Genomic DNA, 16,868 nt, shown 5'->3' with positions numbered 1-16,868 from the left:
AACGTTGGTTTCTCTCGTAGTCACTTAGTTTTTGTAGTAGTAAATAGCTAAGCAGTTAAAGGCCGTGCTTTCCTCAAGGAAGCGCGGCTTATTATCGTTCATCAACAGGCGAAAAAGAGGCTTATGGCTGGACGAATTCCGCGTTCATTTATCAATGACTTGTTAGCAAGAACTGACATCATTGATTTAGTAGATGCAAAAGTCCCGTTAAAAAAACAGGGTAAAAACCATCACGCTTGTTGTCCGTTCCATAATGAAAAAACACCTTCTTTTACCGTAAACGGTGAAAGACAATTTTATTACTGTTTTGGTTGTGGTGCTCACGGCAACGCTATCGATTTTTTGATGAATTATGACAAACTCGATTTTGTCGAAGCTATTGAAGAATTATCTGCACTACATGGCCTTGATGTCCCTTATGAAAAAGGAACGGGTTCAAGCCAAATAGAACTTCATCAACGGCAAAATTTATATCAGTTGATGGAAAAAATTAATCAATTTTACTGTGCTGCCTTAAGTCATTCTTCGGCTAATAAAGCGAAAGATTATTTAAGCCAACGTGGTTTAAGCGCTGAAATTATTGAGCATTTTTCGATTGGTTTCGCCCCTGCGGGCTGGGACAATTTACTCAAAAAATTCGCTGTAAACCCAGAAAGTCGCAAACAGCTTGATGATGCAGGCATGTTAGTGACAAATGATAATGGCCGAATCTATGACCGTTTTAGAGAGCGTGTCATGTTCCCAATTCGGGATAGACGCGGTCGTGTAATTGCCTTCGGTGGGCGTGTGTTAGGGGATGCCCTTCCCAAATACTTAAACTCTCCCGAAACTGATATTTTCCATAAAGGTCGTCAATTATTTGGCCTCTATGAAGCAACACAAAATAGTAGTGAATTAGCGAAGTTACTCGTAGTTGAAGGCTATATGGACGTTGTTGCTCTCGCTCAGTATGACATCCGCTATGCGGTTGCCTCACTTGGCACATCAACAACCTCTGAACATATTCAGCTACTTTATCGTTCAACAGATACAGTTATTTGTTGTTATGATGGCGACCGCGCTGGCCGAGAAGCGGCTTGGCGGGCACTGGAAACAGCACTTCCCTATCTAACGGATGGTCGCCAGCTGCGCTTTATGTTTTTACCCGATGGTGAAGACCCTGATTCATTAGTGCGTAAAGAAGGCAAAGAGACTTTTGAGCAACGCATGAAAGATGCTCAAACCCTTTCCGCCTTTTTATTTGATTCACTTGTGCCTCAGGTAGATTTAAAAACGCAAGAAGGGAAAGCAAAATTTAGTAAACTGGCTATCCCTTTGATTAAACAAATACCTGGTGAAACGCTGCGCCTTTATATGGCACAAGAGCTAGGAAATTTTATTGGTATACCGGATATTTCTCAAGTTCTTGCTATGATTGATAGAGAGAGCACAGAACAAGTTAACTATCAGGCGCCCAAATTAAAACCAACCACAATGCGAATACTTATCGCGCTGTTGGTACAGAATCCGAACTTTTCGGAGCTTGTTCCCTCATTAGAGGGGATCGCCCATATTCAAATGCCGGGGCTTTCTCTATTTCAGGAATTGGTTGATGTTTGCCGTTCCACCCCCGGAATGTCAACTGGGCAGTTGCTAGAGCGTTATCGTGATAATAAATTTTCGAAACAGCTTGAAAAACTAGCAACGTGGAACGATATAGAAATAGAGGAGATAGCGGAAAATACCTTTATAGATGCGTTAAACCATCTATTTAATAGCGCACTCGACGAACGTTTTGACTATTTGATAGCAAAAGAACGAACTGAAGGGCTGACCCCAGAAGAGCGCGAAGAAGTCCGCTTAATCACTCTTTCAAGAGTGAAAACATAATCTAACCCAAAACAGAATTAATATTTTAAACGGCTTAAGTGCCGATAAACACAAGGCAAATGCCTGTAAAATGCTACGAAAATAAAGGGCGTAGCGAATAATAAATATTCCCTTTGTATGTTCTTGTTGGCCGAATGTTTCGCCGACCGACACCAATTAAAATACTCAGAAGTGTGGATACCGTCTTATGGAGCAAAACCCGCAGTCGCAGCTTAAGCTACTCGTAACCAAGGGTAAAGAGCAAGGTTACTTAACCTATGCCGAGGTCAACGACCATCTGCCGGAAGATATCGTCGATTCAGATCAAATTGAAGATATCATTCAGATGATTAATGACATGGGCATCCAGGTCATGGAAGAAGCACCTGATGCCGATGATTTAATTTTGGCTGAAAATACTTCCGATACTGATGAAGATGCAGCAGAAGCCGCTGCACAAGTGCTGTCCAGTGTTGAAAGTGAAATCGGCCGTACAACCGACCCTGTCCGCATGTATATGCGTGAAATGGGTACCGTCGAGCTTCTCACACGAGAAGGCGAAATCGACATTGCAAAACGCATCGAGGATGGTATTAATCAGGTTCAGTGCTCTGTTGCTGAATATCCTGAGGCTATCACCTATCTTCTTGAGCAATATGACCGTGTTGAAGCAGGAGAAAGCCGTTTATCTGATTTAATCACCGGCTTTGTTGACCCTAACGCGGAAGAAGATCTTGCACCAACAGCAACTCACGTTGGCTCTGAATTACCACAAGCAGAGCTTGATAAAGACGATGACGAAGACGAAGAAGATGAAGACGGCGATGACAGCGATAGCGATGACGATAACAGCATCGATCCTGAATTAGCGCGTCAAAAATTCTCTGATCTTCGCGAGCAATATGAAAAAACGCGTCAACATATTAAACAATATGGCCGTAGTGATGCGAAAACGGCTGCCGCTATTGAGCAGCTTTCCGAAGTATTTAAAGAATTCCGTTTAGTTCCTAAGCAATTTGACTACTTGGTCAATAACATGCGTGAAATGATGGACAGAGTTCGCTTACAAGAGCGTACCATCATGAAACTGTGTGTTGAACAATGTAAGATGCCGAAGAAAAACTTCATTACTTTATTTAGTGGTAATGAGACCAGCGAAACTTGGTTAACTGCTGCAAAAGCAATGAATAAGCCTTGGTCAGAAAAACTACTTGAAGTTGAAGAAGAAATTCTACGTTGCCTGCAAAGACTGCGTCAAATTGAAGAAGAAACGGGTCTGACAATTGAACAAGTTAAAGATATCAACCGTCGTATGTCTATCGGTGAAGCGAAAGCACGCCGTGCGAAGAAAGAGATGGTTGAAGCAAACTTACGTTTGGTAATTTCTATCGCTAAGAAATACACCAACCGTGGCTTGCAGTTCCTTGACCTGATCCAAGAAGGTAACATCGGTCTGATGAAAGCCGTTGATAAGTTTGAATATCGCCGTGGTTATAAGTTCTCAACTTATGCAACTTGGTGGATCCGTCAGGCTATCACGCGATCAATCGCTGACCAAGCACGTACTATTCGTATCCCGGTTCACATGATTGAAACTATCAACAAACTGAACCGTATCTCTCGTCAAATGCTGCAAGAAATGGGCCGTGAGCCATCGCCAGAAGAATTGGCAGAACGCATGCTAATGCCGGAAGATAAAATTCGTAAAGTACTGAAGATTGCTAAAGAACCTATCTCTATGGAAACCCCTATTGGTGATGATGAAGATTCACATTTAGGTGATTTTATTGAAGATACAACTTTAGAACTGCCTTTAGACTCTGCAACGTCAGAAAGCTTACGCTCTGCAACTCACGAGGTGTTAGCAGGCTTAACCGCTCGTGAAGCAAAAGTGCTACGTATGCGTTTTGGTATCGATATGAATACTGACCACACCCTTGAGGAAGTCGGTAAACAGTTTGATGTTACCCGTGAACGTATCCGTCAGATCGAAGCGAAAGCATTACGTAAATTACGTCACCCAAGCCGCTCAGAAGTTCTGCGCAGTTTCCTTGACGAGTAATTAGTTGATTTATACCTAAAAACACCTGCTCCGGCAGGTGTTTTTTTATGTCCGTAACCTCAATACCAATTAATTCACTGATTTATACCTTGCCATCAGGCATAACGTAATCATTATGGCTACCGCTCCACCTAACATCGCTACATTAAAACCAGAAACAAAAGCTGACCGTGTGACTTGCTCAATAAAGGCAGATGGCATTGCTGAAGAAGTTTGAATCAAATGTTTGATTTCCTGTGTCGATAACATCCTAACCAACTTGTCATCCTGTAATAGCTGCTCTACAGCGCGATGTGTCATCAACGTTCCCAAAAGAGCAATACCGAGGGTCATACCTGTTTGCCTCAATGCATTCATAACAGCGGATGCAATGCCGGAATAGGCCTTATCAACACTCGCCATGACAAGTGCCCCAATTGCAGGGGTAGACATTCCCATTCCAGCACCCAAAATAAATAATGTTATCGCAATAGGTATATAAGGTGTCTCAGCGTTAACACGAGTTAATAATAATGAAGCCAGCGCGATTAAAATAAAGCCAAAGATCATCAGATTTCGCACGCTTAAATAGCGAGAGAGTTTACCGAAAGAGAATGAAAAAATAGCCATGGCAATAAACTCAGGTGCCATGCGGATCCCCGCTTCAAATGCCCCCCACCCTTGGCCTTTTTGTAAAAATAGCGCAATAAAAAATACATTGCTGTAAGTTGCAAAACCCAACGCAAAAGAAGCCATATTATATTGAAAGAAAAATGGATTTTTTTTAAATAAAAAGAAAGGTAATAATGGCCGAGCTACGTGACGTTCAACCCAAATAAACCCCAAGAATGCAATAGTCGCAATGATTAACCCACTCAATGTGAAATAGCTACCCCAACCTTGCTCCCCTGCCTCAATTAAAGCAAAGGTTAAACCACCTAATGCAATGATACTTAAAGCTTGCCCCATCGGATCCAGTGCGGCTTTATCTGGATCTGAACTTTCTTGTATCCCTAGCCAGCCTAACAGGAATGTTAGCAATCCTATCGGGATATTGATTAAGAATATCGTTGTCCAATTGAAGCTATCGACTAAAAATCCCCCTAAGATAGGGCCGATAATTAAGGAAAGTGCACTCACGGCTGACCAGATACCAATAATTCTTATACGTTCAATATCATTCGAGAAAGCTTGTGTAATGATAGAAAGTGCCCCAGGAATTAAAGCCGCGGCTGCGATCCCTTGAATTACCCGTCCCGCTATCAACATGTGCGACGATGTAGAAAATGCACAAATTGCAGATCCTAGAGTGAAAATAACAATTCCTGTTAGCCAAATTTTTTTACGCCCATAACGGTCGCTAATAGGGCCAACAGACAAGATCAATGCTGACAAACATAGTGCATAGGCGTCAATAACCCATTGTAGCATAGACATATTCGCATCGAGATCACGCCCAATAGCAGGTAGTGCAACGTTTACAATACTGATATCTAACGTTGCCATAAAAGTGCCCAAGCAAACAGCTAGGATCAAAAAAAGTCGTCTCATTTTTTATACCTCATCTTCGATCATAGTAGCATGATAATACTCGACCGACCGACGGTCAATGAAAATGAGAATAAATATCATCTATGAACTTATGCTGTCTGTTGGTGATAAAACAGTAATTACTCTGTTTTATCACCCTCATTTTATCTCATTTACACTACTGGAGTTTCATGCAAATAAACCCAGACACACTTTTCTGCTTCGACCCTGATACATGCAGCAGAAATTCTTAACGAATCAATACCGTTTATTTGCTGTTTTTCTTGATATTGAACCCAGCAATAACCATTGTCTTCGCGTAATGGCATCAGATTAATACACTCTGTTGTAAATAATGTTCGAACCCCTACATTCTGACTGAATAACTGAGTCACTTCATTTAATCCAATACAATGGCCCTGGGTTGTAACCATTTTAAAGTGCTTATCGAAACTGGCTAATAGAGGAGCCAAACTTTTATCACCATTTCTCCCCATAAAAACATTCTCAATTAATACATGTACGTCCACAACGCTTTGCAGCGCTCTTTCCATTGTTTCACTCATTTATTTTTCCTTGATCACTGAAATTAATGAAAGTAACCCGAGTATTGATGCGATAAGAAACGTATATTGATAGCGTAATAAATCACTCGAAAAAGTCGTTAGGCTAAATATAGAAATAAATATGACGGCACCCACACTAAATGCGACTTGCCGATTAATATTCCACAATACGCTCCCTTGAAGTAAATCTTTGTCTTTGAAATCCATCAACGAGCTAATTTGTGCAGTATTGGCGCTCAATCCACCACCCATCCCCATCAATAAATAAGCGATTATTAATAAATAGAGCTGACTTGAAGATGAAACCCAATAAAGCAGAAAAATACCAAGGCTATGTAATGTAATACCAATAATAAATAATTGTTTTTTCCCTATCTGCAAATAAAGGCGCCCACCAGTTAGCATTGATATCACCGCTCCCAATGCATATAGCACCATGAATAACCCTGTTTGTGCCGCACTGAATCCCATGTTCTCTTGTAGATTAAAAATATTGAGTAAATTAACCCCTGTAAAAATACCGGGAACAGCATAGTAAACAATAAAAGCATTACGCAGATTGGCGTTTTTCAATAACTGAAAATTTAAAATAGGTTCTCGACATTTTTTTGCATATTTAAGATAAACAATAAATACAAGGACAGAAGTAGAAAAACTCACCAAAGCCAATAATAAATTGTGATAGTCATTATAAAAAGAGAATGATAATAATAAGCTTAATAAACTTAAACTTACCATTATTAACCCCAAAATATCTGGCTTTTCTCTTATTGTTTTCCCATCATTTTTTATCCAACCCCAGGCAAGTACGGCCGTTAGCAATGAAAAAGGTAAATTAGCATAAAAAACCCAATGCCAAGATAAAGAATCAATAATTAAACCACCAATGGCAGGTGAGAATGCAGGCGCAATTAACGCGACTGTCATAATCAATGTTGATATACGCTGACGATCATTATTTGGAAATAATGCAAAAACGAGTGCCTGACCTACAGGAATTAATAACCCTCCCGCGGCTCCTTGGATAAAACGCCAAAAAATTAAACTATAAATTGAATCACTGCTCCCACTGAACCAAGCTGCAACAGAAAAGAGCAACATGGAATAGCAAAGTAGCTTTTGATTACCTAGCCTGCCTGCTAGCCATAAACTGATGGGCATCACCAGAACTAAACCTAAAATATAACCATTGGCAACCCAAGCAACTTGAGATTGGCTCGCTGAAAATGACGATGCAATATCAGGTAATGCTATCGCTGACATAAAAATATTAATACAATCAATAAAGAAACCGAGTAAAAATACTGTGGCGATTTTGTATCGATAAGTCATGGACTTCCTCCGGTGGCAAAGAATAGATTTAAGTACTTTCTTTGTCGATACAAGGGAGGTAACATGATTGTTTAATAAAAAAGAACAATCATTGTCATTATGCAAAAAAATCTCAAAAAGATTATCAGCTTTCTACAAGTTGTTGACTCCGGTTCATTCACGAAAGCCGCAGATATTTTAGGGCTAAGCCGCTCTATGGTTAGTGTGGATATCAAACAATTAGAAGCTCAGCTCAATGTAAGCTTGCTAACACGAAATACGCGGAATATTGCATTAACAGAAGTGGGAAAACATTTCTATGACGACTTTAAACGTATTCAAAGTCAAATAGATGAAGCTTTTGAAAGAAGCCAAAATTTAGGCACTAGTATTGCCGGTTTGCTGCGTTTTTCATCAACGAGTGAGTTTGGCCAACGTTTTATTTTGCCACTACTTCCTGAATTTTGCCGTCTTTATCCTAAGCTACGGTTACAATATTCATTTAACTCATCCTTAGACGACCTGATCACAGAAAAACTCGATTTATCCATTCGATTAGGCAACCTAAAGAACTCATCTCTTAAAATGAAGAAACTGGGTGAATATGAAATTTACTTAGTCACCACCCCGGAATTTATAGAAAAGCACCCAATAAAACAACTCACTGATTTAGCAAATGTTCCATGGATTAACCATGCCCTATTAAACTGGCAAGATCCGCAATATTTTTTACAGAACGCAAAAAATGAAAAATATTACTTACCTCTAATTAAAAACCAATACGAGTCTAATTCTGCCGCCGTTATTCACCATATGGTGTTAGCTTCTTTAGGTATTGCAATATGCCCTGCTTGGATGGTTGATGACGACTTGCGGTGTGAACGCTTAGTTCATGTATTACCTGAATACCATTTACCTAAACAAAATATTCAATTACTTTATCCAAATACTCTTGTTTTACCGGCTAAGACACGTGCTTTTATTGATTACTTAGCTGATAAATTAGCTGTAAATAAATAAAAATATAGAGATAGGCAGGTTAAATGTTTCAAAAATTTAGTTTCTAATCGACCACAGAATAAAAGCTTATCCTTCTCGTTGGTAATGCCTATTATGCCTTCCATGGCATAATAGTTTGCTTTATTTCTTAGATGCTAAATAATCTTGCAGAGTACCTTCCGGTTTTTTCTTACAAAACTCAACAATCTGAGGGACTTCAGCAACACTTTGCTCTGTTAGCGCAACATAATCCCCACCTTTAAATTGCGTTTCTTGGTTTGTTACCCATAACGCAACAGGTGCCCAACTTTGAGGATCTAAATTAATAAATTGCTGGCAAGTCATATTTTCAGGTGTAACCGTATTTTTGTCTGCTGCCATTGAGTTAAATGAAATTGTAGACACTGCAAATAATACGCTAGATATAATAACCTTTCTCATTTTGAACTCCATTGAAAATTTAAAATATAGAATTATGTGGCTAGCTATTATTAGCATATTATTTATATAAATTATATATTCTAATTTTGATGATTAAATTTATACTGAATTAAAAATAGAATAACAAACAATAAGAACAATAAATTACAAATGACAACTTAATTAGAGCATCAATATAAGATTTGTTTTTATAGAAAAGCCACTTATAAAAAGTGGCCATAAATATTTAACTATATTACTTTTACTTCCATCTCTGCAGGGTCTTTAATTGGTTCATTTACACAGAAGAAGTATGACTCAGAAGACATAAACATCATATCTAACCGATTAAAAATTTAATTTAAAATAAGTATCTAAGATAATAAAAACATGATTTACCATCTTGATACTTATACTTCAAAGGGCGAAGGATGACTTTGTCTATAAACTCACCCAAAACACCCCTGTTTCTCGGATCTCTGTAAATTGATTTTGAAATTCGACTAAGTTTTGTTCTGGATTTAATGCGCTAAATCGTTCTGGATGCATAAATTTAGCCATAGCTTCAATGGCAAATATATTCATCGGGTTGTTGTAAAAATTATGGTAAATCGCCATAACGCGCTTTTCTTTAACTGCCGTTAATGATGAGATCCCTTGTCTATCCATTAATACTGATAACTGCTTCTGCACGTTAGCTTTATTTGCATTATATCCTAAGCTTACTGCGAGCGAGCGACGATTAAAGTTGTGCCAATCGGCGCCTGTCAGTAAATAATATTCTGGGTTTAATGTAATAATATTCTCAATGGAACTTTCAGCCCCTTTTGCAGGGAAACTATCTGCAACAAGATTATTTCCGCCTGCCAGGGCCGCTAAAGAACCGTAACCTGAACGACCATAAAGTTGACAACAATTATCGCTAAATAACCCTGCATTCGCTTCAATCAAGACAGTTGGAAATGGCTGAGATAATTGGCTTTCAATCGCACCTAATTTTTCGTGGTACAGCTTCGCAAATCTTTCCGCTCTTTCTTGTGTTCCTAATAATTCACCTAATAATAAAATACTTTTCGGCGTGTTTTTCGCGATATCCATTCGAAAATCAATAAAAATGACTTGGATACCTGCGGCTTCAAGTTGCGGTAAAATTTGGCTATCACGCATCGCACCATAATTAGCCTTATGCATAATTACCACATCAGGCATTAACTCGATCAATTTTTCAACTTGGAGACCGGCTTCACGTGTTTTCTTTAACGTGGGTATTTTGCCTAATTCAGGCAACACACTGAAATAAGCTTGTTTTAAATCTGGTGCGTATTGTGTAAGCGAATCACTCCAACCCGTGATACGAGATATCCCACTTTTACCCGCAGCAATATCTACTGGCAAAATATCACGGCTATCCACCAGAAATAACTTTTCAACGGGAAGATTAACTGTGACTTCACGGCCTTGTAAGTCGGTGATCACCGTTGGCGTTTTTGCCTGCCCCCAAAAGCTTAGTAAGCACAATAATCCTGTGAGAAATAATTTCATGGAAAATCTTTTACCTTAAATTTAAAAAGGTTGGTATGAATGAAGCCACTGTAAAGTGGCTTCAAACTGCTGCCAAATATATTATGTTTGGCAGCAAGTCGAATAGGTTTTGAAAATAAACTAGAACGTCACACTGTAATTCAGAGCAAAGGTTCGACCACGGCCTTTATAATCGTACAGGTTTGCAGCACCATATTTAGGGCTATATAAGCTTTGTGCTCGTTGCCCCCAAATTGTGGAGTAATTTTTATCCAGTAAGTTTTCAACTGCAAAACTGACTTTACCCACTGGCAACATATAACTTCCTAATAAATCAACGGTATTATAACCATCAAGTTTCTTACCAGCCGCATCCGTTAAATTGAACGTTTGCTGGCTTTGTAAACGTAGTGCCCAGTCATTCGGCTCCCAACCAATATAGGCATTCACTTTTGATGGGCTCGCGAAATCAACGCTCCATTTTTCCCAACTACCATCCACTTTAGTTTCTGATTTTTGTAGATTGAAGTTACTTCCAACACTCCAATCTGAATCAGCAAAGAAGTAATCCACAGCACCTTCTACCCCATAGATACGGCGTTTATCGGTTTTCATATAGATGCTCATGTCATCTTTATTAATGCCGTAGCTTCTATCAGATAATGAATAATAGGTAGCAACTTGCGTGCGTAGGTTTTCCCCTGTGTAGCGCCATCCTAACTCAAAGGAGTTAACCTTGATTCCTTTTACCTTGGTATCATTAATGTTAACGCTTTTATTTAGATGATAGTGGCCATTGGCATCTGGAGTCTTCGCATAGTCACCAGTTCCGTAATACTTAGCAATATCAGGAATTTCAAAACCTTGAGAGAAATTAAACCATGTTTGTTGCTCTTCGGTTAGGTTAACCAGCAGCCCTGCATTAAACAGTAAGTTATTATAATCCGTTTTCCCACCCGGTACTGCATCGGCTGATTTACCTTTGCCGTTAGCAATAGCTTCTTGCTGTGCATAACCAATAAAATCATCCACTTTATTTTCTGTGTACTGATAACGCACACCACCGCTTAACGTGAACATTGGCGTAATGTCATAACTACTTTGTAAAAATGTCGCCATATTCGTCGTGGTATAGCTTGGATAGCGGCCAATTTGGAAAGCTTTAGTTAAGTCCATTCCCCCGGATTCTTTCGCTTTATCTAAATCAAAAAACATTTGGTTCGCGCGAAATTGCTCATGCTCTGCATCCACACCATAAGTTAACGTTAATTCATCGATAGGTTGGCTATTGAACGTCAGCTTAGTTCCATAAAAATTGGTTTTTTGATCCGATGAGCTGATACTTGTAACATCTTTGCCTGTAAGGGTTGGGAAGGGATAAAACTTTTGTGATTCATCACGATAATAAACCTGTGCAACAAAATCCTGCCCAAATACATCTGCATTTGAATATTGTAAGTTGAGCAAATTACGCTCAGTTCCCGGCAAACGGTCAGAACTTAATTTACTGCTGTTATAAGCATCACCTTGCCCTTTAACCGCGGAAAAATTTTTTCCTAAATAGAGGCCGTGTTTACCATCAGACTCACTTTTATAATGCTGATAAACAGCTTGAACCTGTTGTTTTTCATCGATTTTGATAGTACCTGATGCCATCACATCCAAGCGATCAGAAAATTGTAACCCTGTTTGGGTATTATCGATATTAATCGCATTACCTTTACCATCATACCAACCGCCATAGCGTTGATAAGCAACAGAAACACGTCCGTGAGCGTTCTCGTTACCACCACTTACTGCTGCAGCAATATTTTCATCGTGATCTTTACCATTGTTAAAGCCTGTTTTTCCACCTAATTGCAGGGAAACTTGTTTTTCTTCTTGGCCTTTTTTCGTCACAATATTAATCAAGCCGCCGCTGCTACCGCCACCGTACATCGCCGTAGCACCTGAAATAACTTCGATATGGTTAATATTAAAAGGATCGATGGAGTCTAATTGGCGGCTATCACTACGAGAAGAGTTAAGGCGTACCCCATCAACCATCACAATCATTGAACGGCCACGCATATTCATGCCATAGTTTGTCCGCCCTTGGCCGCTGACACTCATTCCTGGAATAAGCTGCGCTAAAATATCTTTTAATTCTTTTCCACCTTCAGCTTGCTGCTCAATTTCAGCATTATCAATCACCCATGTGGTTTGTGCCATTTCTGAAACCGATTTATAGCCACGTGTAGCGGATATGGTTATGGATTCTTCTTTTTTATCAACGGCAAATACAGAGGGAGAAATAAAAGGGAGAACGCAAGGGGAGATAATAAAAAAATGCTTTATTTTCATTAAATTAAACCTTTACATTATTAGAATTGCTGTTATTGAATCTAAAAAATAAATCACAATGCATAATTAAATTACTGTTTATTATTTTATCAAATAATTATTAACAACAGTAACTAAGAATCAAGATAAATATAAGAATTATTATTATTAACAACAAAAAATGAAAGGTTATTCAGTACTAGTCACGCATCCTTGCGCAAAGCCTTCCTATTAATTACTTCACGCTAACGACAGCGATATAATTCAATTTTCCACGATTTTGCCGAAAATGACGGAACATACGCAAAAATTGGGGACGATTTTCTTTCTTCAATGCATTACGGACAATCTTTAATGCACCGAATATACCTTCATCGTAAATCAGCCCTTTTGGTGATAACAATGTCATTGGCCCTGAATGAGATACCACTTGCTGGAAACCCGCTTGTTGAAATAATTCCACCCATTGTGTCTCAGGTAATGGCTGCGCTTTGACATTAATCGCCTGCTGCATTTGAGAAACCACATTTTGTACCGCTTGGGCATCCTTAAATGCAATATCGTGGGTTAATAGACAGCCCCCCGGTTTTAGTACTCGATAATACTCCTGCAATAACTTCGCTTTCGCTTTATCACCATACATGGTCAGCATGGCTTCATTAATGACCACATCAAAGCTGTTATCTTCAAATGGTAATTTTGATGCATCCGCCATTTGGATTGTCACTAAATCTGTTAACCCTTTATTCGCCACATTTTTTTGTGCTTGAGCGAGCGCCTGCTTGTCCATATCAATACCCGTAATATGGCAATGAAATTGGGAGGCTATTTCAATAGCTGTGGTTCCCATATTACACGCGACTTCAAGAACTTGGCTGTTCTTGTGTAACCCTGATTGGCTAAGTAGCCACTCGGTGGCTTCTTTTCCCCCTGGGCGTAGGCGTTTTTTCCCCAAGCGCGCTAAAAATTTGTGCCCAGCTTCATGGGCGGTAAATGATTGGTCCATTCGCACCTCCAAGCTAGTGTGTACAAGCCGTTTCAGGCTCACGTAACATAACTAACAACATTTTTGCGGGCTCTAGCGCATCTACCGCATGAGGAATATTGGCGGGCATTCTGACAATTTCCCCCGGTTTAGCCATCACAGGCTTTCCTTCGATGGTGAGTTGTAAACTCCCTTCAACAACCATTACAATAGCGTCAAAAGGGGCGCTGTGTTCAGATAGCGCTTGGCCTTTATCAAAAGCAAATAAGGTGATATTTCCCCCGCCATTCTTCGCTAATACACGGCTAGCAATCCCCTGTTCAGTATAATTAATTAACTGGTTGATAATCAGCGCTTCTGCGGGTGTTATAGTGTTACTGCTTACTGTGTTATTGCTCATCGTTTTATATTCCTTAATTCAATCGTTTTCATTCAGTTATCTAAATAGCGGAATGACCCCTTGGGTCTGCCGGCCTTGATAATCCATTGGCGTAATTGCGACAGGTAATTGGTACAGCTGTGTCAGGTTTTCTTCCGTTAAAATTTGTTCAGTTTCACCAAATAAACAACCGCTGCCGTTAAATAACAACAGTGAATAATCAGCGATATGCAGCGCATGTTGTGGATAATGACTCGTAAACAAGATAGTCATTCCGCGGTGTATGGCTAAGTCACGTAATACGCTGAGCACACTGTCTTGGTTGGCGAGATCCAATGCGGAAGTCGGTTCGTCAAGGATCAGGATTTCTGGTTCACTGGCTAATGCTCTCGCAATCATGACCATCTGTTTTTCCCCGCCACTGAGGCAGTTAAAGGGTTGGTCCGCAAATTTGCTTATACCTAAGTACGCTAAGCATTGATCTACAATTTGGTGATCTTTTTCATTAGGTGAGGCATACCAAGGCAGATGACGAATACGCCCGAGACTCACCATTGTGCGAACAGAGTAATGAAACAGTGAACCACTAAGCTGTGGAACATAAGCGACCGGTGCATTCAATAAAATATTGCCCGTTGCCCCTTTTTGTAAGCCGAGTAAGAGCTTTAATAAGGTTGTTTTACCACGGCCATTTGGCCCTAAGATTGCGCCAATACTGCCTTTTGGTTGCCGAAAACTTAAGTTGGTAAATAACTGGCGTTGGGAAATTTTGAAATTAAGGTGTTCAACTTGGATCATAAATCGGCCACCTTTTTATTTAATGTATGGATAAGTAACGCAAAAATGGGGGCGCCGATCAGTGCGGTGATCACACTCAATGGAATTTCTGCATTGGTCATACTGCGTGCGAAAGTGTCAACAGCCACCATATAAATCCCACCAATGACGGCACTGGCAGGCAGTAATATTCGGTGGTCATGCCCTACCATTAATCGTGCAATATGGGGAACAATTAGCCCTACCCAGCCAATAGTGCCGGATACCGCTACTGTCGCACTGGTGATCAAAGTAACGCTGAGTAACACCGCCCAACGGGTTCTATTGATTTTCATCCCTAAGGCTTGTGCATTTTCTTCCCCAAGGGACAGCACATTGATACGAAAACGCAGTGCAAAAATAACCAAAACACAGGCCAGTACAACCGGAAAAACAATATTGAGTTTGAGGTAAGACGCACTGGCAAAGCTGCCCATAAGCCAGAAAACAATGGTTTGTAACGTGTTGTTTGGGTCTGCAAAATAGGTAATTAACGAAATTAATGCAGCAAAAAAAGCATTAATAATGACTCCAGCGAGGATCAACATTAATAGCTGGCTGCCTTGACGATTCAAACCAAGTAAAAAAACCAGCACGATAGCCAACAACCCACCGATGAAGGCGAATGAAATGGTAATAACTAAAGAGGAAAATAATAAAATGGCTAAAGCCCCGCCGAGTGCGGCGCCTGATGAAACACCAATAATTTGTGGCCCAACTAATGGGTTACGGAAAATACCCTGCAAAGCCGCCCCCGCAACGGCTAACCCCGCCCCTGCTGTACCGGCTATCAGAACACGTGGTAAACGTACATTCAGCACAACATTTTGTTCTGTACGACTATAGTTCCCCACCATTTCGTTACCAAAAATAGTGTCATAAAGAATATGCCAAACCGCGGAAAACGAAACTGGGTAGCGGCCACAGCTGAGTGCCAAAACAAAAGTCAACAATAGGCAAATAGCGAAAACAAGCCAAAGATATTGGGGCCTACGCATGCGGTTTCCCCATTAAAGAAAGATAGTGTTGGCTACTTTTGTTCATCTCCATTTGCAATATGCCGTCTATTTGTTCATCCGAAACGTCATAGCCATAAAGTTGCTGATATCGCAGGCGAATTTCTTCCCGCAATGGCATTTTCATCGTTTCTGGGTGAAAAATCATTGATAGCCATTGCCAGTACAGTGGGGTCTCTTGGTTTGGTGCATCCCAGATAAAACCACCAATGGGGAGTTTATACACGCGCTGGTTTTTCACTGCAGTGACTTCACTTAACATAGGGTTACGATAAACGTCAGCTGGCGATAACCCCTCTTCGAAATTCCCCAAGAGAATAATGTCAGGATCCCAAACCAGGATTTGCTCAATATTGAGGGTTCTTGGCCCTGTGAGGTCACGGTTTAAACTTACTCCCCCCGCTAGCGCAAAATCCGCATTGTTGTGCGATGTTGAACCAAACGTTTGAATGCTTTGATTAAAGTGTGAAAGATATAAAACTCGAGGCTGTTCAGATTCAGGAATTTTAGCGGCTGTAGAGGAGAGTGAGGTCACTACCTCTTGGCGCCACTGGATCATTTTTTGTGCTTTATCATTGTGGCCAAGTGTTTGCCCCATTAGGCGAACCCACTCTTGCGTATAGCGCTCTTGCCCATAATCTAACGTAGCAACAGTCAGCCCCGCATCTCGCATTGGTGAGATAATGTCATCCCCTCGGTGCCCCCATTGCCATACCAGATCGGGCTCGACATTAAGTAACGCTTCAATATTTGGCGTAAAATTATTCCCCACAACATTTGAATTCACCTGTAAAACTGGTGAAAACATTTGGCTTAGCATGCCGTCCCGAGCGGCAACCTTTGCAAAAGGGTGCATTCCGACTAATTTTTCACTGCTTTCATCCATGCCAACTAACATCGAAGCAGCGGGAATTGGGATCACGACAATACGTTTTGCAGGGGCTGATAAATGAATTTCATCACCTGACATATCTGTGAAATCAACGGCTTGTGATGCGCTTGCATTGGCCATCCCACCAATAGTTAGAAAAACAGCGGCTAGTCTAAAAGCATTATTTATCATAGGGTTATTCAGCTCTCTGCTAATATCTCAATTGATAATGTGTATGATTAT

At 40.2% G+C, this 16,868-nt stretch carries 14 protein-coding genes; 3 read left to right on the top strand and 11 right to left on the bottom strand.

The annotated features are described in order from the left end of the window. Positions 1–123: 123 nt before the first annotated feature. Both dnaG and rpoD read left to right on the top strand, forming a co-directional pair. Positions 124–1,869 (top strand): DNA primase, encoded by a 1,746-nt coding sequence (gene dnaG / locus PR800_RS03235; RefSeq protein WP_102137847.1) that lies wholly within the window; start codon positions 124–126, stop codon positions 1,867–1,869. Between the two features lie 187 nt (positions 1,870–2,056). Continuing rightward, a complete protein-coding gene (gene rpoD / locus PR800_RS03230) occupies positions 2,057–3,910 on the top strand; it encodes an RNA polymerase sigma factor RpoD (RefSeq protein ID WP_102137848.1) in 1,854 nt (617 codons plus the stop codon). 69 nt (positions 3,911–3,979) lie between these two features. Here rpoD and PR800_RS03225 read toward each other — a convergent pair whose 3' ends face one another. The 3 genes from PR800_RS03225 to PR800_RS03215 form a co-directional block, all read right to left on the bottom strand. Next, the gene (locus tag PR800_RS03225) at positions 3,980–5,440 is read right to left on the bottom strand and encodes an MFS transporter (protein WP_272530191.1); all 1,461 of its coding nucleotides are present in this window, start codon (positions 5,438–5,440) and stop codon (positions 3,980–3,982) included. Positions 5,441–5,592: 152 nt separating this feature from the next. Beyond that, positions 5,593–5,985: a hypothetical protein gene (locus PR800_RS03220; protein ID WP_272530189.1), complete on the bottom strand. Its 393-nt coding sequence runs from the start codon at positions 5,983–5,985 to the stop codon at positions 5,593–5,595. Next, positions 5,986–7,317 carry an MFS transporter gene (locus PR800_RS03215; protein WP_239978432.1) on the bottom strand — a complete coding sequence of 444 codons (1,332 nt, stop codon included), beginning with the start codon at positions 7,315–7,317 and terminating at the stop codon, positions 5,986–5,988. Positions 7,318–7,416: 99 nt separating this feature from the next. On the opposite strand from PR800_RS03215, the gene PR800_RS03210 reads away from it, so the two are divergent. Next, positions 7,417–8,316, top strand: coding sequence for a LysR family transcriptional regulator (locus tag PR800_RS03210; RefSeq protein WP_272530188.1), 900 nt, complete (start codon positions 7,417–7,419; stop codon positions 8,314–8,316). 120 nt (positions 8,317–8,436) lie between these two features. On the opposite strand, the gene PR800_RS03205 is transcribed toward PR800_RS03210, so the two are convergent. The 8 genes from PR800_RS03205 to PR800_RS03170 all read right to left on the bottom strand — a co-directional run bounded on the left by PR800_RS03205 (position 8,437) and on the right by PR800_RS03170 (position 16,817). Further along, positions 8,437–8,736 (bottom strand): HdeA/HdeB family chaperone, encoded by a 300-nt coding sequence (locus PR800_RS03205; protein ID WP_036958008.1) that lies wholly within the window; start codon positions 8,734–8,736, stop codon positions 8,437–8,439. A gap of 420 nt (positions 8,737–9,156) precedes the next feature. Next, positions 9,157–10,257 carry an ABC transporter substrate-binding protein gene (locus PR800_RS03200; protein ID WP_239978929.1) on the bottom strand — a complete coding sequence of 367 codons (1,101 nt, stop codon included), beginning with the start codon at positions 10,255–10,257 and terminating at the stop codon, positions 9,157–9,159. 120 nt (positions 10,258–10,377) lie between these two features. Further along, on the bottom strand, positions 10,378–12,579 hold the full coding sequence (locus PR800_RS03195; RefSeq protein ID WP_272530186.1) for a TonB-dependent siderophore receptor: 2,202 nt from the start codon (positions 12,577–12,579) through the stop codon (positions 10,378–10,380). 214 nt (positions 12,580–12,793) lie between these two features. Then, positions 12,794–13,564 (bottom strand): class I SAM-dependent methyltransferase, encoded by a 771-nt coding sequence (locus PR800_RS03190; protein ID WP_272530185.1) that lies wholly within the window; start codon positions 13,562–13,564, stop codon positions 12,794–12,796. A gap of 13 nt (positions 13,565–13,577) precedes the next feature. Then, a complete protein-coding gene (locus PR800_RS03185) occupies positions 13,578–13,943 on the bottom strand; it encodes a cupin domain-containing protein (protein ID WP_102137856.1) in 366 nt (121 codons plus the stop codon). A gap of 36 nt (positions 13,944–13,979) precedes the next feature. After that, positions 13,980–14,720 (bottom strand): ABC transporter ATP-binding protein, encoded by a 741-nt coding sequence (locus PR800_RS03180; RefSeq protein WP_210848183.1) that lies wholly within the window; start codon positions 14,718–14,720, stop codon positions 13,980–13,982. Then, positions 14,717–15,736, bottom strand: a complete 1,020-nt coding sequence (locus tag PR800_RS03175; RefSeq protein WP_272530184.1) for a FecCD family ABC transporter permease — start codon at positions 15,734–15,736, stop codon at positions 14,717–14,719. The genes PR800_RS03180 and PR800_RS03175 overlap by 4 nt, the downstream gene beginning before the upstream one ends. Continuing rightward, positions 15,729–16,817 carry an ABC transporter substrate-binding protein gene (locus PR800_RS03170; protein WP_166264383.1) on the bottom strand — a complete coding sequence of 363 codons (1,089 nt, stop codon included), beginning with the start codon at positions 16,815–16,817 and terminating at the stop codon, positions 15,729–15,731. Before PR800_RS03170 ends, PR800_RS03175 begins: the two co-directional genes overlap by 8 nt. Positions 16,818–16,868 lie beyond the last annotated feature (51 nt).

This window comes from Providencia sp. PROV205 (genome assembly GCF_028479505.1).
Classification (GTDB): Bacteria; Pseudomonadota; Gammaproteobacteria; order Enterobacterales; family Enterobacteriaceae; genus Providencia; species Providencia huaxiensis.
Note: the sequence above shows the minus strand (reverse complement) of the source record. Positions and strands in the feature narration are given on the sequence as shown.

What these genes read in the sequence shown, in the direction of transcription:
- PR800_RS03205 (WP_036958008.1), bottom strand. Translation starts at nt 8,736, where the DNA reads ATGAGAAAGGTTATTATATCTAGCGTATTATTTGCAGTGTCTACAATT.
- PR800_RS03200 (WP_239978929.1), bottom strand. Translation starts at nt 10,257, where the DNA reads ATGAAATTATTTCTCACAGGATTATTGTGCTTACTAAGCTTTTGGGGG.
- PR800_RS03225 (WP_272530191.1), bottom strand. Translation starts at nt 5,440, where the DNA reads ATGAGACGACTTTTTTTGATCCTAGCTGTTTGCTTGGGCACTTTTATG.
- PR800_RS03170 (WP_166264383.1), bottom strand. Translation starts at nt 16,817, where the DNA reads ATGATAAATAATGCTTTTAGACTAGCCGCTGTTTTTCTAACTATTGGT.
- PR800_RS03175 (WP_272530184.1), bottom strand. Translation starts at nt 15,736, where the DNA reads ATGCGTAGGCCCCAATATCTTTGGCTTGTTTTCGCTATTTGCCTATTG.
- PR800_RS03185 (WP_102137856.1), bottom strand. Translation starts at nt 13,943, where the DNA reads ATGAGCAATAACACAGTAAGCAGTAACACTATAACACCCGCAGAAGCG.
- rpoD (WP_102137848.1), top strand. Translation starts at nt 2,057, where the DNA reads ATGGAGCAAAACCCGCAGTCGCAGCTTAAGCTACTCGTAACCAAGGGT.
- PR800_RS03210 (WP_272530188.1), top strand. Translation starts at nt 7,417, where the DNA reads ATGCAAAAAAATCTCAAAAAGATTATCAGCTTTCTACAAGTTGTTGAC.
- dnaG (WP_102137847.1), top strand. Translation starts at nt 124, where the DNA reads ATGGCTGGACGAATTCCGCGTTCATTTATCAATGACTTGTTAGCAAGA.
- PR800_RS03220 (WP_272530189.1), bottom strand. Translation starts at nt 5,985, where the DNA reads ATGAGTGAAACAATGGAAAGAGCGCTGCAAAGCGTTGTGGACGTACAT.
- PR800_RS03215 (WP_239978432.1), bottom strand. Translation starts at nt 7,317, where the DNA reads ATGACTTATCGATACAAAATCGCCACAGTATTTTTACTCGGTTTCTTT.
- PR800_RS03180 (WP_210848183.1), bottom strand. Translation starts at nt 14,720, where the DNA reads ATGATCCAAGTTGAACACCTTAATTTCAAAATTTCCCAACGCCAGTTA.
- PR800_RS03195 (WP_272530186.1), bottom strand. Translation starts at nt 12,579, where the DNA reads ATGAAAATAAAGCATTTTTTTATTATCTCCCCTTGCGTTCTCCCTTTT.
- PR800_RS03190 (WP_272530185.1), bottom strand. Translation starts at nt 13,564, where the DNA reads ATGGACCAATCATTTACCGCCCATGAAGCTGGGCACAAATTTTTAGCG.